Below are 24,684 nucleotides of genomic sequence, written 5' to 3' on the forward strand. Positions count from 1 at the left end.
ATAAATGCGCTTTTTTTAAGTTAAAAACATGATTCGAAAAATAATAATTGCTCTTTGGATCTTATTTGCACTCGTTGTGGTGGCTGTTGCTACTGTCTTTATTTCCATCTCAGAAGGTTGGATAGGATATATGCCCCCTGTAGAGGAATTGGAAAATCCGAACTATAAATTTGCTACGGAAATCTTCTCGGAAGACGGGAAGGTGATGGGAACATTTTCGGTGGAAAAAAATAATCGTGTGTATAGCAGCTATTCTGACCTGTCACCGCATATCATCAACGCATTGATTGCTACGGAAGATGTCCGTTTTCCCAAGCATTCCGGTATTGATGCAAAGGCTCTTACCCGAGCAATTATAAAACGTGGATTATTGGGTCAGGAAAGTGCAGGTGGAGGTAGCACTATTTCGCAGCAGCTTGCTAAACAGCTTTTTACAAAAGAAGTGGCGAGCAATACGTTACAGCGTCTTTTGCAAAAACCGATCGAGTGGGTCATTGCTGTGAAACTGGAACGTTACTACACGAAAGAAGAGATTCTCACGCTGTATCTTAACAAGTTTGATTTTCTAAATAACGCTGTAGGTATTAAAACCGCAGCATACACGTATTTCGGCTGTGAACCAAAGGATTTGAAGATTGAACAGGCAGCTATGCTGATAGGAATGTGTCAGAACCCGTCACGATATAACCCTGTGTCCAGGAATCAAAAAATACGTGATAATTCTTTGGGACGTCGTAATGTGGTTCTTTCACAGATGTGCAAGGCCGGATACATTACCACAGCAGAACGTGACTCTTTGCAGGCTCTTCCGTTGAAATTGACTTATAATCGTGTAGACCACAAAGAAGGATTGGCAACCTATTTCCGTGAATATCTCCGCATGATTATGACTGCTTCAAAACCTGATAAGAGTAACTATCGTGGTTGGCAAATGCAAAAATTCTATGAAGATTCTATCGCTTGGGAGACAGATCCGTTGTACGGCTGGTGCAAGAAAAACAAAAAGAAAGACGGCACAAACTATAACATCTACACTGACGGGTTGAAGATTTATACCACAATTGACTCACGTATGCAGCAATATGCTGAAGAAGCAGTCAGTGAACATTTGGGTGAAACTCTGCAACCTCAGTTCTTCAAAGAGAAGGTGGGTAGTAAAAATGCACCGTATGCCAGAGCTTTGCCTGCGTCGAAAGTAGAAGACTTGCTGAACAGAGCTATGAAACAGAGCGGACGCTACAATGTAATGAAGGGGGCAGGAGCTTCCGAAGAGGAGATTCGCAAAGCATTCAATAAACCGGAAGAAATGACGGTTTTCTCTTGGGCGGGACCAAAAGATACTATTATGACTCCGATGGACTCTATCCGTTATTACAAACATTTCTTGCGTACAGGTTTCATGTCGATGGACCCAATGAACGGTCATGTAAAGGCTTATGTGGGGGGACCTGATTATGTTAATTTCAAATACGATATGGCAATGGTCGGACGTCGTCAGGTGGGTTCTACTATCAAACCGTATTTGTACACATTGGCTATGGAAGATGGATTTTCACCTTGTGATCAGGTACGTCACGTAGAACAAACATTGATCACTGAAACTGGAGAGCCATGGACACCGCGTAACGCCAACAACAAGCGTTATGGAGAAATGGTAACCTTGAAATGGGGACTAGCCAACTCGGATAACTGGATCTCGGCTTATTTGATTAATAAAGTCACTCCACAGGCATTGGTACGATTAATTCACAGCTTTGGTGTACGCAATAAAGATATTCCAGCGGTATATTCACTCAGTCTCGGAGCTTGTGAAATCTCTGTCGGCGAGATGGTAAGTGCTTACACTGCATTCGTCAATAAAGGAGTACGGGTGTCTCCATTGTTTGTTACTCGTATTGAAGACAGTGAAGGTAATGTGATAGCTACATTTACTCCGCAAATGAATGAAGTTATTAGTCTTTCGAGTGCCTATAAAATGCTGGTTATGTTGCGCGCTGTTATCAACGAAGGAACCGGTGGACGTGTCCGCCGTTATGGAATTACTGCCGATATGGGTGGTAAAACAGGAACAACCAATGATAACTCCGATGCTTGGTTTATGGGGATTACCCCATCGCTGGTATCCGGTTGTTGGGTAGGAGGAGATGAACGAGATATTCACTTTGGTGCTATGAGCAACGGGCAAGGTGCTGCTGCTGCATTGCCTATCTGGGCTAAATACATGAAGAAAGTATATGATGACCCGAATCTGGGATATAGCCAGAAACAAACGTTTGATCTGCCTGAAGGGTTTGACCCCTGTGGGGATGATTCGGAACTTCCGGATGAAGGATTCATTGAAGAAAGCGGATTGGATGACTTGTTTAATTGATAATGGATAATAACCCCACTCATCATCAGTGTATAATTTGCATAGGAAGCAATTACCACAAAAGGGAGAACTTGGCTTTTGCACGGCAGAAGTTGTCGGAGCTGTTTTCTACTATTTGTTTTGCACCAGAGCAGGAAACCAAACCATTGTATTTTAAAAATCAGACGTTATTCTCCAATCAGGTTGCTGTATTCTTTTCCAACGAAAGAGAGGAGGAGGTAATAAAAATACTGAAAGAGATAGAACGTTCTGCCGGAAGACAACCGGGAGATAAAGAAGAAGAAAAAGTATGTCTCGATATTGACCTGCTTTTATATGATAACCGAATTTTAAAACCGGAAGATTGGGAACGGGAATATGTGCAACAATCATTACCTAGTCTCCATTTTCCATTACGTATAAAATAGATGAAATTTCTGGGAATTATACCTGCCCGTTATGCATCCACCCGTTTTCCTGCAAAACCGTTGGCTATATTGGGTGGCAAAACAGTGATACAGCGTGTATATGAACAAGTAGCAGGTGTGCTGGATGATGCTTATGTAGCTACTGATGACGAACGTATCGAAGCTGTGGTAAAAGCCTTTGGAGGAAAAGTTGTGATGACCTCTGTCGATCATAAGAGTGGTACGGACCGTTGTTACGAAGCTTGTATGAAGATTGGCGGTGACTTTGATGTAGTAGTCAATATACAAGGAGACGAACCTTTTATCCAGCCTTCGCAATTAGACGCTGTAAAAGCCTGCTTTGAAGATCCAACTACACAGATTGCTACATTGGTGAAACCGTTTACCGCAGAGGATGCATTTGCTGCTTTGGAGAATGTGAACTCTCCGAAAGTAGTGGTCAATAAGAATTGGAATGCGTTGTACTTCAGCCGTTCTATCATCCCTTATCAGCGTAATGTCGACCAAGCAGATTGGTTGAAGAACCATATTTATTACAAACATATCGGTTTGTATGCTTACCGAACAGAAGTATTAAAAGAGATCACCGCTTTACCGCAATCCTCTTTGGAACTGGCTGAATCGTTGGAGCAACTCCGTTGGTTAGAGAATGGGTACAAAATAAAGGTGGGAATCAGTGAAGTAGAAACTATTGGCATTGATACTCCTCAAGATCTTGAACGCGCAGAAGAATTTCTGAAAAACAGATTATAAACATGGATCGTACGATACAACCTGAAATACAAGCCATGAAGGACTTTAGCATACTTCCTCCTGTCCGGACTACTTTGCCGAATGGTATTCCATTGGCTGTGATCAATGCAGGAGAACAGGAAGTGGTGCGTATGGATATTCTTTTTGCCGGAGGACGCTGGCATCAGTCTCAGAAGTTACAGGCATTGTTTACTAACCGGATGTTGCGTGAGGGTACACGTAAATATACAACTGCCACGATTGCTGAAAAACTGGATTATTATGGTTCATGGCTGGAACTCTCCAGTTCGTCGGAGTATGCCTATCTTACGATATATTCGTTAAATAAGTATGTAGCTGAAACGTTGGAAGTGGTGGAATCCATGATTAAGGAACCCCTCTTCCCTGAAAAAGAGTTGAACACTATTTTAGATACTAATATACAGCAATATTTAGTAAATAGTTCGAAGGTTGATTTTCTGGCGCAACGTAGCCTGATGCAAGCACTCTACGGAGAACAGCATCCATGCGGACAGATTGCTGTGGAAGAAGATTATCGTGCTATCAAACCGGAAGTGTTGCGTAGCTTCTACCAAGAATATTATCATTCGGGCAATTGTTCCATCTTCCTGTCGGGCAAAGTAACCTCGGAGATTATCCGGCGGGTAACGGATGCATTCGGATATCCTTTCGGAATGTATCAGCAGAGGGCTGTTCGACCTGAGTTTTCTTTCACTGCCATTCCTGAAAAACGAGTTTTTACAGAGCGGGAAGATGCTTTGCAAAGTGCTGTGAAAATGGGTTGTACTACTATCACCCGTACACATCCTGATTACTTGAAGTTGCGAGTTCTGATGACTTTGTTCGGAGGATATTTCGGCAGTCGCCTAATGTCTAATATTCGTGAAGAGAAGGGATATACTTACGGTATTTCGGCAGGAATCATGTCGTATCCGGATAGCAGTCTGTTGGGTATCTCAACGGAAACTGCCAACGAATATGTGGAACCGTTGATACAGGAAGTTTATCATGAAATAGACAGATTGCATCAAGAACCTGTTACTTTGGAAGAGCTTACAATGGTACGTAACTATATGCTGGGAGAGATGTGCCGTAATTATGAATCGCCTTTTTCATTGTCGGATGCATGGATATTTATCGCTACGTCCGGTCTGGATGATGAGTATTTTTCCCGTTCTTTGCAGGCTGTCAATGAGGTTACGACGCAGGAAATTCAGGAATTGGCACAACGTTATTTGTGCAAAGAGACATTAAAAGAGGTCATTGCAGGTAAAAAGTTGTCATAAATTGCTTTCCGATAGGGTAGTTTTTGGCAGAGAAATTGTATCTTTGTCCAAATTGTAATTTTAAGCATAATAGCACATCAATGAGGAAATATCTATATACTACACTTTTTCTTGTTCTTATTGCCCAAGGGGGAGTGATGGCTCAAGACACAATCAGCACTAACAAAGGAGGCGGATTTTTTGAGAAACTGAAAGGCACATTCTCATCGGAATTAAAAATCAGGAACTATACATTCAAAGACGGTAGCATATATACCGGAGAAATGAAAAGCCGTAAACCAAATGGTAAAGGAAAGACGGTTTTTAAGAACGGTGATGTTTATGAGGGGGAATATGTGAAAGGTAAGCGCGAAGGTTATGGCATTTATTCTTTTCCTGATGGAGAAAAATATGAAGGGCAGTGGTATCAAGACCAGCAACATGGAAAAGGTATTTATTACTTTATGAATAACAACCGCTACGACGGCATGTGGTATCAGGACTACCAGCAGGGTGAAGGCACCATGTATTATCATAACGGCGACTTATACGTAGGGCATTGGGCAAATGATAAGCGTGAAGGTGAAGGTACTTACACCTGGGCAAATGGTGCCCAATATACCGGCCAGTGGAAAAATGATAAGAAAAATGGTAAAGGTACTATGGTCTGGGATGACAGCTCGAAGTACGAAGGTGATTGGAAAGATGATGTTCGTCATGGAAAAGGAGTTTTTGAATATATCAATGGAGATAAATACGAAGGTGACTGGAAAGATGATATCCAGCATGGGAAAGGTACTTATCATTTTCATACAGGCGATCGTTACGAAGGTTCTTATCTTTTGGGAGAGCGTACGGGAGAGGGAGTCTACTACCACGCCAATGGTGATAAATATGTAGGAAACTTCAAAGATGGTATGCAGGATGGTAAAGGTACATTTACCTGGGCGAACGGTGCTGTTTATGAAGGAGAGTGGAAAGATAATAAACGTCAGGGCCATGGTATGTATAAGTGGAGCAATGGAGACGTTTATGAAGGTGAATGGAAAGACAATCGTCCAAATGGCCAGGGTACTCTCAATACCATTTCCGGAATGCAATATAAAGGTAATTTCAAAGATGGGCTGGAAGATGGTCAGGGCGTACAAGTTGATAAGGATGGAAATCGCTTTGATGGCTTCTTTAAACAAGGAAAGAAAGACGGTCCTTTCGTTGAAACGGATAAGGATGGAAAGCTAATCAAGAAGGGTAATTACAAGAATGGAAGATTAGCGAATTAGTATTTGTATAATAAGAAGATTACCATAAAAGAGTCTAATGGAGATTGTGCTTCATTAGACTCTCTTTTTTTGTTATACTTTTTAATAAATGAGTGATACTGTTTTAAGAAGGAGGATAAAGTACTAAAGAAAGTTGCTATAAACAAAAGAGGTCAAAACGCTGTCACAACCTCTTATTAGTTATCCTGTAATTGATTTGATTACTTCTTTTTCCATAGGCTATTAATAAATAAGTTCCTTTCTATTAAGACCTAACTTCTTTTTCTTTAATGGAAAAGTTATTTTCTATTTGGCATAAACTATAAATGCAGGTTTTGATTTTATAAACGCAAGTTTCGTTTTTATAAATGGAACTTGCGTTTATAAGAACGGAACTTGCGTTTATAGATTTTCTTTAATAATCAAAAGTTTATTATTAAAGAAAAAGAAGTTTGTCCTTACTAGAGAGGAATTTATCTGTTCATACTTTAGCAATCAAGTAGTATAGCTAATAGCTCATAGAAAATATCTATTGAAGTAATGGTAATAGGTGATAGATCGGGTGATAGGTTGATAGAGGAAATGATGTCTTTTGTTTGGAGGAGATAGGATAAAGAAAAAAAATGAGAATTAACTTCAAAATTCTTGAATATAGAAAAGGTTGTGTCAGCGTTTGACACAACCTCTTGTCTTATCAAGTCTTTAGCTTCTTAGATAATGTACTGTGAACTGATAGACTCATTGCTTACAACTCGTCTGATCGTTTCAGCAAACATATCAGCAATACTTAATTGTTTAACTTTTGCACATTTCTTAGTATAAGGAATACTGTCAGTAAATACCATTTCAGTCAAGCCTGATTCCTGTACACGGAAAGAAGCAGGGTCAGACATTACGCAGTGGCTGGCGATAGCGCGTACAGACGCTGCTCCGGCTTCCATCATAATGTTTGCAGCTTTGGTGATTGTTCCTGCGGTATCTACAATATCGTCGACCAACACGACATTCTTACCTTTTACGTCACCAATGATTTGCATAGAAGCAACTTCATTTGCTTTTTCACGTGATTTGTTGCAAAGTACCAAAGGTACGCCTAGATATTTAGAGAAAGTGCTGGCACGCTTTGAACCTCCTACGTCCGGTGTAGCAATCACCAGTTCGTCTAATTTCAAAGACTGAATATATGGGAGGAATACGGCAGAAGCATACAAATGGTCAACCGGAATATTAAAAAATCCTTGGATCTGATCTGCATGCAAATCCATAGTGATCAAACGGTCGATACCTGCTACTGCAAGCAGATCAGCTACCAGTTTAGCACCGATAGATACACGTGGTTTGTCTTTTCTGTCCTGACGAGCCCATCCGAAATAAGGGATGACAGCTACAACTGTTTTTGCTGACGCACGTTTGGCAGCATCAATCATCAGGAGAAGTTCCATTAAATTGTCTGAATTTGGGAAAGTAGATTGGACTAGGAATACATTGGAACCACGAATCGATTCTTCGTAAGAAACTGCAAATTCACCATCTGCAAAATGGGTGATGTTCATATTTCCTAGAGGACAATTTAGGCTTGCGCAGATTTTCTCTGCGAGATATCTCGAGTTCGTTCCCGAGAATACCATAAAGGGTGCTTTTTCGCTCATTGTGTAATAGTTGTTACCTATTTGTTAATTTGCCTGCAAAGGTAGGAATTTCTCTTATCATTTTGAAAGACTTACTACAGAAAAAATAATTTTCCCTCCAACTTATCGGAAATATTCGTAGATTTGCGTATCAATAGTTGGATGATTGTTAATGGAAAACCGATAATGAATGATGGGAAAGGATTCTTTAAGTAATAATAGAGAGCTAATGATGGGGAATGAAAGGTGTCGTAATTCATTTTCAATGGTGCCTTTTTCGTTATCCGTTATTTTCTTTCCGTTGAGTTTCCTGTTATTGCTTTCCGTCTTTTTCTCATGCACCGATATGGTTCCTACCAAAGAAGTGCGACTGATCGATTCATTGAATGGTAAAGCTTATGCTTACCGTTATAGAAATCTGGACTCCTCCTATAAATATGCAGATCAGGCTTATCGGAAAATAAGTTTATATAAATCAGGAAAAGCAGAAGCGTCGAATAATCTTGGTTTTTGTGCTTTTATGAATATGGATTTCGAACGTGCCGAAGCTTACCATAAGGAAGTATATAAATTGACCAAGAATGAATTGGAATTACTGATTGCCGATATCGGACTGATGAAGATATGCCAGCGTACGTCTATGAATAAAGAGTTTTATGACTACCGTAACAGTGCCCTTCGGCGTATGAAGCGTATACGGGAAGAAAGTGATCTTTTTGCCGACCGACACGAAACACTTCGTCTGAATTATGCGTTTACGGAATTCTTTATCGTCTCATCCATTTATTACTATTATCTCCAGCAACGTCAAGAAGCGATGACTTCTCTTGATAGCATTACGGAGGAGGCATTAGAGGATACGAACCAATTACTTTATTATCATTATATCAAAGGTTCAGCCTCGCTTGTCGAAGCGGATACTCCGGAAGAAAGAAAATTGAATGAATTTGAAGAACTTTATACGACGTGGAAATTGGCTGTTCAAAGTAATCATCCTTATTTTGAAGGTAACAGTTTACAGGCAATGGCTAACATGATGGCTTCTCCCACTAATTTTGAGTTCTTTCGCACGAGAAGAATACATGGGCTAGAACAGTTTGGCTTTCCGGTAGATACATTGTTACCTTTCCGTATGGCTCAGGTGGCACTTGAGAAATTCCGCGACTATAAAGATTTATATCAGATTGCCGGAGCTTATGTAACTATCGGTAAATACCTGAATGAGCATGGATGTTATTCAGAAGCATTGGATACGCTTACGAAAGCACTGGATTGTGTGAATCATCATCATATACGTTATTATCACCATGAGGTGGATTCATTAGATAACCTGCTTCCTTATGCAGAAGGGGATACTATTTTTACTGGAGTTCCATGGTTTGGGCATGAGCATGTAAAGACCGTTCCGGAATGGATTTCACGTATTAGGGAACAACTGAGTGTCTCATATGCCGGACTGGGAGTGAAGTATGCATCAAATTATAACCGGAATGTATATTTGGATATTCTGAAATATACCCGTCAGGATAAAGAACTTGAAAGTCGAAGGCTTTCATTAGAAGCAGATTCCAAGCAAATGACAATCGTGTTGTTTTTGGTTATTGCGGGACTGATATTGGTGATTATTCTTTGCTGGTTCTTCAATAAACGATCCAAAGTGAGAAATCAAGTTGATGTAGCGCGTTTGCAACATATTCTGTCTCTCTGTCGTGATATCACTTCATCTATTCCAATGAATGTTCCGTTAATTCAAGAGGGAATCGATCAATTATTCGGGAAGGGACGTTTAACCTTGGAAGTTCATGAAGAGAAAAAAGCTTCACTTGTACCTTTACATCGGCTACATCATGATGAGAAGGCTTTGGTACATTTGCTAGAGCCTTATATAGAATGGGCGGCTGATAATGAACAAATGCTGGAAGCACTAAGTGAAGAGCGAATGCAGCTAGAGAAACAGCGATATGTTTACGAGCAACATATTGCCAGCAACAAACGGCAAAATCTTATAAAAAAAGCGTGTTTGGCAATTGTGGAGGGTATCAATCCGTTTATTGACCGTATATTAAATGAGGTACATAAATTGACGGAAAGAGGGTATATTGACAATGAAGAGATAAAGAAAGAGAAGTATCAGTATATCGATGAGTTAGTTACAACGATCAATGAATATAACGATATTCTTGCTCTTTGGATTAAGATGAAGCAGGGTACACTTAGCTTGAATATTGAAACGTTCAGCCTGAATGAACTGTTTGATCTGTTGGGTAAGGGCAGGAGAGCTTTTGAAATGAAAAAGCAGAAATTTGAAATAGAACCTACTAAGGCTATGGTAAAGGCCGATCGTGCATTGACCTTGTTTATGATCAATACATTGGCTGAAAATGCTCGTAAATATACTTCTGAAGGCGGGACTATTAAAGTATATGCCACTACTACAGAAAACTATGTTGAGATTTCTGTCGAAGATAACGGTCGTGGAATCTCTGCTGAGGATATATCTCATATCATTGGTGAAAAGGTATATGATTCACGTGCTATCGGTATGAAGGAAGCTACCGATCCGGAAGAACTGAAAGAGAATAAAGGAAGCGGATTCGGATTAATGAATTGTAAGGGAATCATAGAGAAATATAAGAAAACAAATGAACTGTTTCATGTTTGTTTATTTAATGTGACGAGTGAGCCTGGAAAAGGAAGCCGCTTTTATTTCCGTCTTCCTACGGGAGTTCGTAAAGTAATTGGCGTACTACTTTGCTTGTTGCTACCTACTTGGATAGGATCTTGTATGTATGATCCGATTCCTCCACTATTACAAGGAAATGATTCGATTGTGATAGTGACTGATTCTGCTTATAATGTATTGTTAGATGAAGCTTCTGTTTATGCGGATATTGCTTATGAAGCAAATAAAGATGGGCGGTATGCGGATGCATTACATTATATTGATTCAGCGATTGTATTGCTGAATGAACATTATTGGGAGTACGCAGATTCATTGCATTCGAAACGATATATGAAACTGATTGGTGAGGGAACCCCTGCTGAGATTCAGTGGTGGAATGATTATTTTGATTCGGACTATCATGTTATTCTGGATATAAGGAATGAAGCGGCAGTTGCTTTTCTGGCATTGAATCAGCTGGATGGATACAACTATAATAACTCTGCATATACTGATTTATATAAATTACAAGGAGAGGACCAATCACTGGAAGGGTATTGCCGTCAGTTGGAACGTTCGAATACAAACAAAACGGTGGGTATCATTCTGTGTGTAATCTTATTGGTGGCTTCTTTGATTGGTTATTATTTATTGTATATGCGGAAGCGGGTGCAAAATCGGTTGAACCTGGAGCAGGTGCTTGAGATTAATCAGAAAGTATTTGCCGCTTCTTTACTTAGACCACAGGAGAATGCCGAAGCTCTTCAACGAGAAGAAGATACTTTGAAAGAAATTCCGCAACGCATCGTAAAAGAAGCGTTTGGTGCAGTAAATGAGTTGCTGACAATTGAGCGAATGGGGATTGCTGTATATAATGAAACAACACATCGGTTGGAATATGCTTCAAGCAATGGTCAGGAAATGCCGGAGATAGTCCAACAGTGTTTCGATACTTGTAAATACCTTTCTGTACAACATTCCCAAGCGATTCCATTGATGATTGAGGTGGGGGGTGAACACCAATATGTGGGAGTATTCTATTTGGAACGTAGGGAAGGGACGGAACAAGAAACGGATCGTTTACTATTCGAACTGGTAGCCCGTTATGTAGCTATTGTCGTATTTAATGCGGTGGTTAAATTGGCTACGAAATATCGGGATATTGAATCAGCGCATGAAGAAACACGTCGTGCCTCATGGGAGGATAGTATGCTCCATGTGCAGAATATGGTGCTTGACAACTGTCTTTCTACTATCAAGCACGAGACAATCTATTATCCTAATAAGATAAAACAGATCATCGGGCGGTTAAATACACAGCAACTCTCGGAAAAAGAAGAACGGGAGGCAATAGAGACAATTACGGAGTTGATTGAATATTATAAAGGAATATTCACTATTTTGAGTTCTTGTGCTTCCCGACAGTTGGAAGAGGTTACTTTCCGGCGAACTACTATCCCAGTGCAAGAGCTTTTTGATGCTGCTACAAAATATTTCCGAAAAGTGAATAAAAATCTGATTGAGAAGCTGGAATTAGTGATAGAGCCGATAGATGCGAAGGTTATAGGTGATGTAAATCAGCTACGTTTCTTGTTTGAGAATCTGATCGATGAAGCTTTGACAGTTCATGAAGAAGGAATTATCCGTATACAAGCCTGTAAGGAGGATGAATATATCCGTTTTCTTTTTACGGATACACGACGTGAAAAAAGTATAGAAGAATTGAATCAATTATTTTACCCAAATCTGGCCCGCATGACTTCCGGAGAAAAAGGGGAATTAAAGGGTACTGAGTATTTGGTGTGTAAACAGATTATTCGAGATCATGATGAATTTGCCGGTCGCAGAGGATGCCGCATCAATGCAGAACCTGCTGAAGGTAGTGGATTTACAGTTTATTTCACTATTCCGCGTAGATAATAAAGAACACATATAAGTTATTTGATAAAGAAAAATGGAAGAGCAAAAATTTAAGGTTATTATTGTTGAGGATGTAAAATTGGAGTTGAAGGGGACGGAGGAAATCTTCCGTCATGAAATTCCTAATGCAGAAGTTATTGGTACGGCTATGACCGAAGGGGAATTCTGGTCGTTGATGGAGACACAGATCCCCGATTTGGTATTGTTAGATTTAGGGTTAGGTGGTTCAACTACGATTGGAGTTGATATTTGCCGTAATATATTTAAGCGTTACAAAGGGGTTCGTGTATTAATCTTTACCGGAGAAATACTGAATGAGAAACTCTGGGTAGATGTACTGAATGCAGGTGCGGACGGCATTATCCTTAAAACCGGTGAACTGCTGACTAAAACGGATGTACAAGCTGTCATGGATGGTAAAAAGCTTGTGTTTAATTATCCTATTCTGGAAAAGATTGTGGACCGTTTCAAGAAGTCGGTTGCAAATGATGCCAAACGGCAAGAAGCTGTGATTAGCTATGATATTGATGAATATGACGAGCGTTTTCTTCGCCACCTGGCATTGGGATTTACCAAAGATATGATTGCTAATCTGAAAGGAATGCCTTTTGGAGTGAAATCATTGGAGAAACGACAGAATGATCTTATCGGTCGTCTTTTTCCGAACGGGGAACGGATAGGAGTGAACGCTACACGTTTAGTAGTCCGTGCTTTAGAATTACGTATTATCGACCTCGATAATCTGGAAGCTGATGAAGAGTAAATGGCGGGTACCTCATCCCGCTACAATGTTCTTTCTGCTGACGTTGGCGGTCGTTTTCCTTTCATGGATATGTGATATCTATGGACTAAAGGTGACGTTACCGCAATCAGGAGAAGATATTCGTGTGCAAAGTCTGCTAAGCCCGGAAGGAATCCGGTGGTGGTTGCGGAATGCTATTGGTAACTTTACCGGTTTTGCTCCTTTGGGTATGGTAATTATTGCCATGTTCGGTCTAGGAGTGGCTATACATTCCGGATTCATAGATGCGTGTATTCGTATTGGGGTAGGAAAACGTCAGGGAAAAAGGAAGATTATTATATGGGTGATCATTTTGGGGCTATTGTCAAACGTGATCGGAGACGGGGGATATATCATATTGCTTCCTATTGCCGCCATGCTTTTTCAATGGGTGGATCTTCATCCGATCGCCGGAATTGTGACGGCTTATGTGTCCGTTGCCTGTGGGTATAGTGCGAATGTCGTGTTAAGTACGATGGACCCATTGCTGGCTCATACCACCCAAGAGGCAGCATTAGTGCAAACTGGGTATCAAGGAAATACAGAACCATTGTGCAATTACTTTTTTATGAGTGCTTCTACTGTAGTGATTGCAGCTATCGTATATTGGGTTACTCAAAAGTTTCTTATTCCTGTTTTGGGGAAATATGAAGGTAGTGTGAGAATGGAAGCTTACCGACCTTTATCTCGCAAAGAGCGGCGGGCATTGACACTTGCAATTATTGTGGCAGGGATTTATACGACGCTTATTTTATGGCTAACTTTTTCTTCTTACGGTATACTGCGTGGAGTTAATGGTGGACTGATGCATTCACCTTTTATTGCAGGTATTTTGTTTTTGCTTTCTTTGGGAGCTGGTTTTACGGGAATGGCCTATGGATTTGGTTCCGGGCGTTATCGTAGCGATAATGATGTGATTGACGGACTCACCCGACCAATAAAATTATTAGGTGTCTATTTTGTGATTGCTTTTTTTGCTGCACAAATGTTTGCTTGTTTTGAGTATTCTCATTTGGACAAATGTTTCGCTATCATGGGAGCAGAATTATTATCTTCCTATGAGCCGTCTCCATTATTGACACTTGTTCTGTTTATCTTATTCACAGCATTGATTAATCTGATCATGGTGTCTGCTACTTCCAAATGGGCATTTATGTCTTTCATCTTTATTCCTATGTTTGCTCAAATGGGGATTACGCCTGATGTGACCCAGTGTGCTTTCCGTATTGGAGATAGCTCAACGAATGCTATCACGCCGTTCTTATTTTATATGCCTTTAGTTTTAACTTATATGCGTCAGTATGACAAACAGATCACTTATGGTTCTTTGTTGAAATACACGTGGAGGTATTCGTTGTGCATTTTGGCTGCATGGACTGCTTTGTTTGTTATTTGGTATTTACTGAAGTTGCCAATGGGTTTATAAGTAATTGGTACATAGAGATAAAGAAAAAAGTAGATAAAAAAGTAATAGAAAATTTTTGTGATTACATAAAAAACACTACCTTTGCAACCGCAAATAAGGATGGTTCCGTAGCTCAGCTGGATAGAGCAACGCCCTTCTAAGGCGTGGGTCAAGCGTTCGAATCGCTTCGGAATCACACAAGGAGGTGTGTCAAAACTCAGGCACATCTCCTTTTTTTGATCTAAAACATTCATTTTCCTTTTTTGGGATCAACGTAAAAATCTGAGGGGTTAAAATTCTAAATTGTTATCTTTGCCTCCAAATTAATTGATTATGGAATTAAACGGTTATCGCCTTCTTCTTCCTGAAGGCACTTTGGATTACTTTGACCTTGTTGATGTGAAGGAAAGCGTGAATGAAGTTGTTATTTACCTTGAAGAGAAGAATATTGTTCCCCAGAAGTATTCCGATCAGGATACAGAAAGCAAAGGTTTCTATGATCCTGTTGTCGTTCAAGACTTCCCCCTTCGTGGCAAGAAGGTCTTCCTTAACATTCGTCGCCGTCGCTGGATATTAAAAAAGAGTAATGAGTATATCTGCCGTAACTGGCGTATGGTAGCCGAAGGCACTCGTTTGACGCAAGATTTTGCGTCTTTTTTAAAAGAACTATATTGATAACTATCCGATCAGTTGCAAGCTATTAGGGATTTTATATGGAGTTGACGGAGAATTATTGGAGCGTCAATACCGTAACCATCTAAGCGATTACCTTAATTGGGATCAACTAGTCCATGCAGAGGATTGGTTGTTGTTCGAAAAGAATATCGGTGCTTATATCTGCATTGACGAGGTGGCTCTCTCGCGTGGAGAACTCTATACTGTACTGATCAATAAAGAAGCTCACGGTGGTAAAGGTAGTATTATCGCTATCATTAAGGGTACGGATGTCTGTACAGTCACCTCTGTTTTGCTTAAGTTATCCCGTCGTCGCCGTTACCAGGTGCGTGAGATAACCTTGGATATGGCTCCTAATATGGAACAGATTGCCCGGACTTGCTTTCCTGCGGCCAAGCGTGTTACCGATCGTTTTCATGTACAGAAATTAGCTTATGAAGCCGTTCAGGAGATGCGTGTGAAAGCTCGCTGGGAGGCTTTGGATGAAGAATCCACTCAGATTGCTTATGCAAAGGCCTGCGGAAAGATGTATCATGCCCCTGTTTTCGCTAATGGAGATACAAGGAAGCAATTGCTGGCAAGAAGTATTTATCTGCTTTACAAGAAGGAGTCATTATGGACCCAGTCTCAAAGAATACGAGCTGAAATTCTCTTCAAGGAATATCCCGATATAAAGAAAGGATATTATCTGGCTATGCGGTTAGGTTTAATCTATCATCAGTGTAAGTTTAAGGATATTGCTTTGACAAGGCTTGCAAGGTGGTATGATGAAGTGGATAAGTCAGGTTTCCTCACATTTGGAAGGGTGGCACGTTCTATACAAACACACTATCTGAATATTATCAACTTCTTTGAAAGGAGAGCAACCAATGCTGCAGCAGAGTCGTTCAATGCTAAGATCAAAGCATTCAGAGCACAGTTTAGAGGAGTTAGGGATAAGGCTTTCTTTTTATACAGACTAACTAGGTTATATGCATAAAATGAAAATCCCTCAGGTTTTTACGTTGATCCCTTTTTTGTCTATGCGGCTATTTTTTGCCTCATTAAACGATAAGTCGTTACATTCCCCGCATTTTGAGCCACACATGGTCTGAGAGCGATAAATATAGCGTGTACATTCTTTCCCTTTCTCGCTTTTAGCAGTTTTGCACACATTTTTTTGATATTAAATGCTATAGCAAAGAAGGCAAAGTCCATTGTAACCTTGTCTTGTCCCACATGCCGGAACCTTCTGTATGCCATGTTGTGTTTCATTTGTCCAAAAACTGCTTCCGGTTCTATACATCGCCTTCCCCTATGCCTGATGCCTTCTTCCGAGAGCAACCTTTCCCGTGCCTGCCGTTTGTATTGGTTTAACCGGTGGTTTACTTCTATAATACGGTTCCCCCGGGCTTTAAAGCAACTGCCACGCAAAGGGCACCCTTCACATCTTTGTGCTTTATACCGGGCACTTTCGGTGATGTATCCGCTCGCAGTCTTGTCACATCTGGTTCCTATACGGTTCATGTGCTGCCCCATAGGACAAACGTAATAATCCTCTTCCGCATTGTAATGGAGACTCTCCGTATGGAATGGATTGGGGGTATAACGGGGACGCCGTTCTTTATGGAAGTAGTTGTACTTGACAAAGGCTTCTATCCCATTATCTTGCATGAACCGGTAATTTTCTTCCGAGCCGTAACCGGAGTCTGCCACACCGACAGTTGGTAAGCGGTTATAGCGTTGCTCAAAGGAGTGGAAGAAAGGTATGAGGGTCAGTGTATCGGTTGGGTTTGGAAACAGTCGGAAGTCTATGAGGAATTGGTTCTCGGTACCTATTTGCAGATTATATCCGGGCTTTGTCTGCCCGTTTCTCATGGCGTCTTCTTTCATGCGCATGAAGGTGGCATCAGGATCGGTCTTGGAATAGGAGTTGCGTTCTCCAAGAGTATCAAGATGGTTGTCGTATTCCATCAACTTGTCACGGTACTCCTCAAGTTCCCGGACCTGTTTCTTCTTTTCCCGGATGACTTTCTTTTGTTCCTTGTCCTTTGTTACAGGTTGGTGTTCCAGTACCTCTTTAAGTTCATCCACTATATCTGAGAGCATGGCGGGAGTGAACTCTACGGGGGTGTCTTTGACGGAGTTCTCTTGGGCTATGGCTTCATCCACCTGCTCCAGGAGAATGCGGATCTTATCCATCAGCTTTGTACGGTTCTTTTCGACTGTCTTGCGCCAGACAAAAGTATATTTGTTGGCCCTGGACTCAATCTTGGTACCGTCGATATACTCTACGTCAAGGCTGATGAAACCTTTGTCGGCAAGGACAAGGACCAACTGCGTGAAGACGTTGTTGATTTCCTCCTTGACACGGTTACGGAAACGGTTGATGGTAATAAAATCCGGATGTTCATTACCGGAAAGCCAGATATAATGAATGTCACGTAGGAGAAGCTTCTCTATTTTGCGGCACGAATAGATATTGTTCATGTAGGCGTAAATAATCACCTTGAGCATCATTTTAGGATGATAAGGACAACGACCGGTTGCTTTATAAAGCTTCTTGAAATTGTCAAGATTGAGATTATCAACAACAGTATTAACTATGCGAACCGGATCGTTCGCTGCTATGTTTTCATCAATTCTTTGGGGAAAAAGAACTGTTTGGTTGGGAATGTAAGGACGAAAATGTAACTTTGCCATAACGAAAAACTTTATGCCTAAAGATACAAAAACTTTGGGTAATAACAAAGCCCGGGCTTGGGAAAGTCTGGGCTTTGTGCATAAAAAAAGGTTGGGCCAGCGTTTTGACACAACCTCTTTTTTATTGTATATCGGATTGTTGTGTGCTATTTAGTTGATATATAGGGGTCAGTCTGAAGTATTCTCTTGCTTATAATTCCTTTTACAAAGAATAACGAACGTTATAGAGCTTTCAAAAAGCTCAAAAAAGGTAAAAAAGAGTTGTATCTTTCTATTATAACTTATACTTTTGAACGATTAACAACTAAAAAACACATAAAGTTATGAAGAAATTGATTTTTTTATTTGCAATCTGCATTGCAGCAACTAACATTTTTGCCCAAACCGACCCTAACCAATTAAAAAAAGAAGGTAGTGAAGCGTTCAATGCTAAGAACTATCCTGTAGCTTATGCAAAATTTAGCGAATACCTAAAACAAATTAATAATCAGGATTCTGTAATTGCTTACTATTGTGGTATGGCTGCTGATGAAGCTAAGAAATATGCTGAAGCTGTAACCTTTTTTGATATAGCTATTCAGAAGAAATATAATGTAGGAAATGCTTATGCTCGTAAGGCTTTAGCTCTAAGCGAGCTGAAAAAAACGGATGAGTTTGTGGCTACTCTTGAAGAGGGATTGAAAGTTGATCCGGATAATAAATCAATGGTTAAGAATTATGGTTTACATTTCTTGAAAGCTGGAATTGCGGCTCAGAAAGCTGGTAAGAAGGAAGCTGCCGAAGAAGCATTTAAAAAAGTAATTCCCCTGAATAATAAGAAATACAAAACTGACGCATTGTATAGTTTAGGAGTATTATGTTATAATGATGGAGCCAATATATTGAAAGTTGCTACTCCGTTGGCAACATCAGACGCAGACAAGTATGCTGCAGAAAAAGCAAAAGCTGATGCTCGTTTTAAGGAAGCTGTAGATTATTTGGGAGAAGCACAAAAAGTTTCTCCGGAGAGAGCCGAAATTAAAACGATGCTCACTCAGGTACAAGATGCAATGAAATAATTTTTTAATTGTAGAATGAGTAGAGGGTTGCTAACAATCAAGTTTAGCAACCCTTTTTTGTACCTAGTTTTTCTAGTCCTATAGTTTTTATATACATTTGCTCCTTCAAAGTAAGAAATGTATGCGATTATATACTAAAGATCAAGCAATCGAGCGAATGAATCGTTTGGGACGAAATTCTAGCCCTTTTATATTTATTATTAATTATGCACAAGATACATCTTATGTTGAGGAGGTTTCGTCTGTTGATTCTAATGAGATATTATATAATTTGAATGGATTTACTAACCTGCCGCTGTGGAAGGAAAATAGTGTTTCAGCTTTTTCGGAACAAAATGTTTTTTTTAATACACCTGTTCACTGGCAATCTTTTCCTGAAGCCTTTGATGTTTATAAACGTTCGTTTCAGATTGTTCAGCAAAATATATTTGTAGGAAATAGCTTTCTTGCCAATTTGACGTGTTGTACTCCGATAGAAACCAATCTTAATATAAGAGATCTTTTTTTCCATTCAAAAGCTATGTACAAATTGTGGATAAAAGATAGGTTTACCGTTTTCTCTCCTGAAATATTTGTCAGAATATGCAAAGGAAAAATTAGCTCTTATCCGATGAAAGGAACAATAGATGCCTCTTTACCATGTGCTGCTCAAATATTGATGAACGATTCTAAAGAGGCTGCAGAACATGCAACTATTGTAGATTTGATTCGCAATGATTTGAGTATGGTGGCAGACCGAGTATCAGTATCAAGATATCGCTATATTGATAAGTTGCAAACCAATAGAGGCACTATTCTTCAGACAAGTTCTGAGATTCGGGGAATATTACCCAAAAACTATCAGTCTGCATTAGGAGATATTATTTTTAAACTCTTGCCAGCAGGTTCTATCACAGGAGCACCTAAGAAAAAGACGATGCAGATTATCGAAGAAGCAGAAAACTATGATAGAGGTTTCTATACTGGTGTGATGGGATATTTTGACGGTAGCGACCTAGATAGTGCTGTTATGATACGTTTTGTGGAACAAGAAAACGGGAAAATGTATTTTAAAAGTGGAGGTGGCATTACTTGTCAAAGTAATGTGGAAAGCGAGTATAATGAAATGAAACAAAAAATATATGTGCCTATTTATTGAAACTATTCGGATAGAGAACGGACAAATCTGTAATTTAGAGTATCATACGGAACGTTTAAACCGGACTCGTGCTGTTTTTTGGAAAGATATAGCTTTCATTGATTTGAAGGAATTTATTTACCCACCAAACATCCTTGGTGTTCAAAAATGCCGGATTGTATATGGAAAGCGGATCGAAGAGATAACATACACTTCTTATCAAGTCAGGAAGGTATCTTCTTTGCGCTTGATGGTTGATAATACGATTGATTATACCTATAAGAAAGTAGATCGGGAAAGATTGAACGCTTTGTTTTCACAACGAGGGGCAGCAGATGATGTATTGGTAATAAAGAATGGATTTCTGACGGATACATCCATTGCTAACATTGCTTTATACGATGGAAATACATGGTTTACTCCGGCTCATCCTTTACTGAATGGAACTAAGAGAGCAAAGCTCTTAGAAAAGCATTTGATCGTAGAGAAGGATATATCTTTGTCTCAAATAAATGATTATTCGTACATCATGCTGTTTAATGCGATGATTGATTGGGAGCAGATAAAATTTGCTGTTAATGAAAAGTGTTTGATTTTATAAACTATAATTAACGGATTTATTCGAAGAATTGCTGAACAAATACTCTCTTTAAACTGTTATATTTATGTGTTTTTCATAGTATTAGATATAAGATTAATTAAAAAGAGATTGTACGCAACTTGTGAAAGCTTAAGTACGTCAGAAACAGAAGAGTCTGTTTTTATGATAAATGTGTTAGAGCATCGGTTTATATATAGCCGATGCTTTTTTTATGTCCTTTTGTAGTGTTTTGTAGTTTATATGAAATAAAATTTGTACGTTTGTAGGATAATAATAGAAAATAATGAAGATGAATATACCCGTTATTTTTCAATTTTTAAATAATCTTTCTGCGAACAATAATCGAGAGTGGTTTAACGAACATCGCGCAGAATATGAAACAGCGCGTATTGAGTTTGAAAATTTTCTGGCAGCAGTGATTGCCCGTATTTCCTTGTTTGATGAGTCTATCCGGGGAGTTCAACCTAAAGACTGTACGTATCGTATTTACCGGGATACCCGTTTTTCTGCGGACAAGACACCATATAAGATACATTTTGGCGGATATATCAATGCCAAAGGGAAAAAATCCAATCATTGTGGTTATTATGTACATCTTCAACCAGATGGTTGTATGCTTGCCGGAGGTAGTCTGTGTTTGCCTCCTAATGTGATGAAAGCTGTCAGACAATCTATTTACGATAACGTAGAAGAATACATATCAATAGTAGAAGATCCGAAATTCAAACAATATTTTTCTGTAGTGGGAGAGGATTTCATGAAAACAGCTCCTAAGGGTTTTCCGAGAGATTTCAAGTATATTGATTATTTAAAATGCAGGCAATATACTTGTGCATATAATGTTCCTGATAACTTTTTTTCTCAGCCTGATATGATGGAACAAATAGGGAAAGTGTTCCAGCAATTCAAACGCTTCTCTGATTTTATAAATTATACGATTGACGATTTTGAATAATACCTAAAATATAAACTTTAAAATTAAGCTTTTATGGTTATAGATACTTTGGATAATCTTGAGAAATATACCACCTTGAATCCTTTGTTTGCGGAAGCTATAGAGTTTTTAAGATCTCATGACTTACAGGCTATGGAGGTCGGCAAGACGGAGTTGAAAGGAAAAGATCTGTTTGTGAATATAGCACAGACACAGCCTAAGACAAAAGATGAAGTAAAGTTAGAGACACATAGAGAGTATATTGATATTCAAATACCACTGTCTGGAACAGAGGTAATGGGTTATACTGCTGCTGAAGACTGTATTCCTGCAAATGCTCCTTACAATGCGGAAAAAGATATTACTTTTTTTGAAGGGTTAGCCGATATTTATCTTGCTGTGAAGCCCGGAATGTTTACTATCTTTTTCCCACAAGATGGACATGCTCCCGGAATTAGTCCGGAAGGAGTGAAAAAAGTAATCGTAAAAGTAAAAGCTTAATCTTAATTCAATTCTGATATGGAAAAGACTCTGAATCTTATCAAAAACGATCCCTGGTTGGAACCGTATGCCGATGCTATTGTTGGTCGTCACCAGCATGTATTAAACAAGGAAGCCGAATTGACCAATAAAGGTAAACAGACTCTCTCGGATTTTGCATCAGGTTATCTCTATTTCGGTTTGCACCGTACACCGAATGGATGGACATTTCGTGAATGGGCACCCAATGCTACACATATTTATATGGTAGGTACATTCAATAATTGGGAGGAAAAGGCGGCTTATAAACTGAAAAAGCTGAAAAACGGTAATTGGGAGATTAATCTTCCTGCAGATGCGATAAAACATGGTGATTTGTATAAGTTGAATGTTTATTGGGAGGGTGGACAAGGAGAACGTATTCCGGCATGGGCTACACGTGTGGTTCAGGATGAGAATACTAAAATATTTAGTGCACAAGTATGGGCTCCCGAAAATCCTTATAATTTTAAGAAAAAGACATTCAAGCCTAGTACTAATCCACTGTTGATATATGAATGCCATATTGGAATGGCACAAAAGGAGGAAAGAGTAGGTACGTACAATGAGTTTCGCGAAAAAATTCTTCCTCGTATTGCACAAGAAGGATATAACTGTATCCAGATTATGGCTATCCAAGAACATCCTTATTATGGAAGTTTTGGTTATCATGTGTCTAGTTTCTTTGCAGCTTCTTCCCGTTTTGGAACTCCTGACGAGTTAAAAGCATTAATTGACGAAGCCCATCAAATGGGAATTGCAGTGATTATGGATATTGTCCATTCTCATGCGGTGAAAAATGAAGTAGAAGGACTGGGTAACTTTGCCGGTGATCCAAATCAATATTTCTATCCGGGTAATCGTAGAGAACATCCGGCATGGGATTCACTGTGTTTTGATTATGGAAAGAATGAAGTAATTCATTTCCTGCTTTCTAATTGTAAATATTGGTTGGATGAATATAAATTTGACGGATTCCGTTTTGACGGTGTAACTTCTATGTTATATTATAGCCATGGTTTGGGAGAAGCTTTCTGCAACTATGGAGACTATTTCAATGGTCATCAAGATGATAATGCTGTTTGTTATCTTTCATTAGCTAACGAATTGATTCATCAGGTAAATCCCAAAGCAATAACGATAGCTGAGGAAGTATCCGGTATGCCGGGACTTGCTGCAAAGGTGAAAGACGGAGGTTATGGCTTTGATTATCGTATGGCAATGAATATTCCGGATTACTGGATTAAAACAATCAAAGAAAAGATTGATGAAGATTGGAAGCCGTCAAGTATGTTCTGGGAAGTGACAAATCGCCGTCAAGATGAAAAGACTATTTCGTATGCAGAAAGTCATGACCAGGCATTGGTAGGGGATAAGACAATTATTTTCCGTCTGATTGATGCTGATATGTATTGGCATATGCAGAAAGGAGATGAGAATTATATAGTCAATAGAGGTATTGCTTTACATAAAATGATTCGACTGCTGACGGCTTCGACTATCAATGGTGGTTATCTGAACTTTATGGGTAATGAATTCGGTCATCCTGAATGGATTGATTTCCCACGTGAAGGTAATGGATGGTCTTGTAAATATGCTCGCCGTCAATGGGATTTGGTGGATAATAAGAATTTGGCATATCATTACTTGGGTGACTTTGACACAGAGATGTTGAAAGTGATTAAGAGTGTGAAAGATTTCCAGGCAACCCCGGTTCAGGAAGTTTGGCACAACGATAAAGATCAGATATTGGCTTATGCGCGAAAGGATCTTATTTTTGTTTTCAACTTTAATCCAAAGCAGTCATTTGCAGACTATGGTTTCTTGGTGACTCCGGGAGCTTATGAAGTGATTCTGAATACAGATAATACTGCATTTGGTGGAAATGGTTTTGCTGATGATTCTGTTGTTCATTTTACGATAACAGATCCTTTATATAAAAAGGAAAAGAAAGAATGGTTAAAACTTTATATACCTGCACGTTCTGCTGTTGTTTTAAGGAAAAAGAAATAAGCATTAGTATATAGAATAAAATCGATTTTTGATATAGAGAATTAGCCCTTGCAATAATGATTGAGGTTGCAAGGGCTTTCTTTTTATAAGAATTTACTTGTTTATAAGAATGTGCTGGGACCTAGTATATCGTACATATATGTTACATTACGTTTTCGTAACATCATTCCATTGGGAGTATAAAAAAGTTGATATTTGATATCTACATTGTCTTGCCCTACTTTTATCACGATAATGGCTTGCCATTTAGGAAATTCTACCATTGTAACATCATCTACTACCCAACTGGCATAAGGACCTGCTACAAAGGAATTGTAAACTGTTGGAGATAGTTGATCGAGACTTACAAGATCAGTTTGTGTCATTTCCCATTGAGCTTGAGCATTGAACCAGACGCTTTTGGTGAATCCGTTCATAACAAAGTTGGCACAATAGTAACCGGAATCTTGTGACCAAGCTACACCGTTTGCTTTTGGGTACATCTTTTTAAAAGCTGCCTGTACATTTGAAGGAGGTGCAATGGCAAAGATAGATACAGACAAGAGCAACATAATTGTCAATAGACTAAATTTCTTCATAAGCTATTGGTTTAGGAGATTATTTTATCTAACTAAACAGCTTCCAAGAATTTTTG

The 24,684-nt window shown here is 39.3% G+C and carries 19 protein-coding genes and 1 tRNA gene; 17 read left to right on the plus strand and 3 right to left on the minus strand.

Annotated elements, in window-relative coordinates; all coding sequences use genetic code 11:
* Nucleotides 1-28 precede the first annotated feature (28 nt).
* The 5 genes from CZ225_RS11625 to CZ225_RS11645 all read left to right on the plus strand — a co-directional run bounded on the left by CZ225_RS11625 (nucleotide 29) and on the right by CZ225_RS11645 (nucleotide 6,076).
* On the plus strand, nucleotides 29-2,371 hold the full coding sequence (locus CZ225_RS11625) for a transglycosylase domain-containing protein (RefSeq protein ID WP_077154172.1): 2,343 nt from the start codon (nucleotides 29-31) through the stop codon (nucleotides 2,369-2,371).
* A gap of 2 nt (nucleotides 2,372-2,373) precedes the next feature.
* Nucleotides 2,374-2,778, plus strand: a complete 405-nt coding sequence (locus CZ225_RS11630) for a 2-amino-4-hydroxy-6-hydroxymethyldihydropteridine diphosphokinase (RefSeq protein WP_077154173.1) — start codon at nucleotides 2,374-2,376, stop codon at nucleotides 2,776-2,778.
* Nucleotides 2,779-3,531 carry a 3-deoxy-manno-octulosonate cytidylyltransferase gene (gene kdsB / locus CZ225_RS11635; protein ID WP_077154174.1) on the plus strand — a complete coding sequence of 251 codons (753 nt, stop codon included), beginning with the start codon at nucleotides 2,779-2,781 and terminating at the stop codon, nucleotides 3,529-3,531.
* A gap of 2 nt (nucleotides 3,532-3,533) precedes the next feature.
* Nucleotides 3,534-4,817, plus strand: coding sequence for a M16 family metallopeptidase (locus CZ225_RS11640; protein ID WP_077154175.1), 1,284 nt, complete (start codon nucleotides 3,534-3,536; stop codon nucleotides 4,815-4,817).
* Nucleotides 4,818-4,897: 80 nt separating this feature from the next.
* Complete coding sequence (locus tag CZ225_RS11645; protein ID WP_077154176.1) at nucleotides 4,898-6,076, plus strand: MORN repeat-containing protein; 1,179 nt, start codon at nucleotides 4,898-4,900, stop codon at nucleotides 6,074-6,076.
* 689 nt (nucleotides 6,077-6,765) lie between these two features.
* On the opposite strand, the gene CZ225_RS11655 is transcribed toward CZ225_RS11645, so the two are convergent.
* Complete coding sequence (locus CZ225_RS11655) at nucleotides 6,766-7,704, minus strand: ribose-phosphate pyrophosphokinase (protein WP_077154177.1); 939 nt, start codon at nucleotides 7,702-7,704, stop codon at nucleotides 6,766-6,768.
* A 325-nt stretch (nucleotides 7,705-8,029) separates the two neighbouring features.
* Here CZ225_RS11655 and CZ225_RS11660 point away from each other — a divergent pair, with 325 nt between their 5' ends.
* From CZ225_RS11660 to CZ225_RS11685, 6 genes are all read left to right on the plus strand, one after another.
* A complete protein-coding gene (locus CZ225_RS11660; protein WP_077155799.1) occupies nucleotides 8,030-12,265 on the plus strand; it encodes a DUF5113 domain-containing protein in 4,236 nt (1,411 codons plus the stop codon).
* Nucleotides 12,266-12,299: 34 nt separating this feature from the next.
* The gene (locus CZ225_RS11665) at nucleotides 12,300-13,028 is read left to right on the plus strand and encodes a DUF5932 domain-containing protein (protein WP_025073618.1); all 729 of its coding nucleotides are present in this window, start codon (nucleotides 12,300-12,302) and stop codon (nucleotides 13,026-13,028) included.
* Nucleotides 13,018-14,472 carry an AbgT family transporter gene (locus tag CZ225_RS11670; protein WP_077154178.1) on the plus strand — a complete coding sequence of 485 codons (1,455 nt, stop codon included), beginning with the start codon at nucleotides 13,018-13,020 and terminating at the stop codon, nucleotides 14,470-14,472. Before CZ225_RS11665 ends, CZ225_RS11670 begins: the two co-directional genes overlap by 11 nt.
* 101 nt (nucleotides 14,473-14,573) lie before the next feature.
* A tRNA-Arg gene (locus tag CZ225_RS11675) sits at nucleotides 14,574-14,647 on the plus strand.
* A gap of 137 nt (nucleotides 14,648-14,784) precedes the next feature.
* Nucleotides 14,785-15,126, plus strand: coding sequence for an ISAon1 family transposase N-terminal region protein (locus CZ225_RS11680; RefSeq protein ID WP_077153136.1), 342 nt, complete (start codon nucleotides 14,785-14,787; stop codon nucleotides 15,124-15,126).
* Nucleotides 15,127-15,136: 10 nt separating this feature from the next.
* Nucleotides 15,137-16,105, plus strand: coding sequence for an ISAon1 family transposase (locus CZ225_RS11685; protein ID WP_449374844.1), 969 nt, complete (start codon nucleotides 15,137-15,139; stop codon nucleotides 16,103-16,105).
* 41 nt (nucleotides 16,106-16,146) lie between these two features.
* On the opposite strand, the gene CZ225_RS11690 is transcribed toward CZ225_RS11685, so the two are convergent.
* Nucleotides 16,147-17,808: an IS1182 family transposase gene (locus CZ225_RS11690; protein ID WP_077152662.1), complete on the minus strand. Its 1,662-nt coding sequence runs from the start codon at nucleotides 17,806-17,808 to the stop codon at nucleotides 16,147-16,149.
* Between the two features lie 323 nt (nucleotides 17,809-18,131).
* Between CZ225_RS11690 and CZ225_RS11695 the strand changes: the two genes are divergently transcribed.
* The 6 genes from CZ225_RS11695 to CZ225_RS11720 all read left to right on the plus strand — a co-directional run bounded on the left by CZ225_RS11695 (nucleotide 18,132) and on the right by CZ225_RS11720 (nucleotide 24,050).
* Nucleotides 18,132-18,866, plus strand: a complete 735-nt coding sequence (locus CZ225_RS11695; RefSeq protein WP_077154179.1) for a tetratricopeptide repeat protein — start codon at nucleotides 18,132-18,134, stop codon at nucleotides 18,864-18,866.
* 121 nt (nucleotides 18,867-18,987) lie between these two features.
* Nucleotides 18,988-20,004 (plus strand): aminodeoxychorismate synthase component I, encoded by a 1,017-nt coding sequence (locus CZ225_RS11700; RefSeq protein WP_077154180.1) that lies wholly within the window; start codon nucleotides 18,988-18,990, stop codon nucleotides 20,002-20,004.
* Nucleotides 19,988-20,584 carry an aminotransferase class IV family protein gene (locus tag CZ225_RS11705; protein WP_077154181.1) on the plus strand — a complete coding sequence of 199 codons (597 nt, stop codon included), beginning with the start codon at nucleotides 19,988-19,990 and terminating at the stop codon, nucleotides 20,582-20,584. The genes CZ225_RS11700 and CZ225_RS11705 overlap by 17 nt, the downstream gene beginning before the upstream one ends.
* A gap of 289 nt (nucleotides 20,585-20,873) precedes the next feature.
* The gene (locus tag CZ225_RS11710) at nucleotides 20,874-21,539 is read left to right on the plus strand and encodes a DUF2461 domain-containing protein (protein WP_187367594.1); all 666 of its coding nucleotides are present in this window, start codon (nucleotides 20,874-20,876) and stop codon (nucleotides 21,537-21,539) included.
* Between the two features lie 33 nt (nucleotides 21,540-21,572).
* A complete protein-coding gene (locus tag CZ225_RS11715) occupies nucleotides 21,573-22,019 on the plus strand; it encodes a NanQ anomerase/TabA/YiaL family protein (RefSeq protein ID WP_077154183.1) in 447 nt (148 codons plus the stop codon).
* 18 nt (nucleotides 22,020-22,037) lie between these two features.
* Entirely contained in the window at nucleotides 22,038-24,050 is a 2,013-nt protein-coding gene (locus CZ225_RS11720; RefSeq protein ID WP_077154184.1) for an alpha amylase C-terminal domain-containing protein, read from the plus strand.
* Nucleotides 24,051-24,151: 101 nt separating this feature from the next.
* Here CZ225_RS11720 and CZ225_RS11725 read toward each other — a convergent pair whose 3' ends face one another.
* Nucleotides 24,152-24,628, minus strand: a complete 477-nt coding sequence (locus CZ225_RS11725) for a PepSY-like domain-containing protein (RefSeq protein WP_077154185.1) — start codon at nucleotides 24,626-24,628, stop codon at nucleotides 24,152-24,154.
* Nucleotides 24,629-24,684 lie beyond the last annotated feature (56 nt).

The sequence above is a fragment of the Bacteroides bouchesdurhonensis genome, assembly GCF_900155865.1.
Classification (GTDB): Bacteria; Bacteroidota; Bacteroidia; order Bacteroidales; family Bacteroidaceae; genus Bacteroides; species Bacteroides bouchesdurhonensis.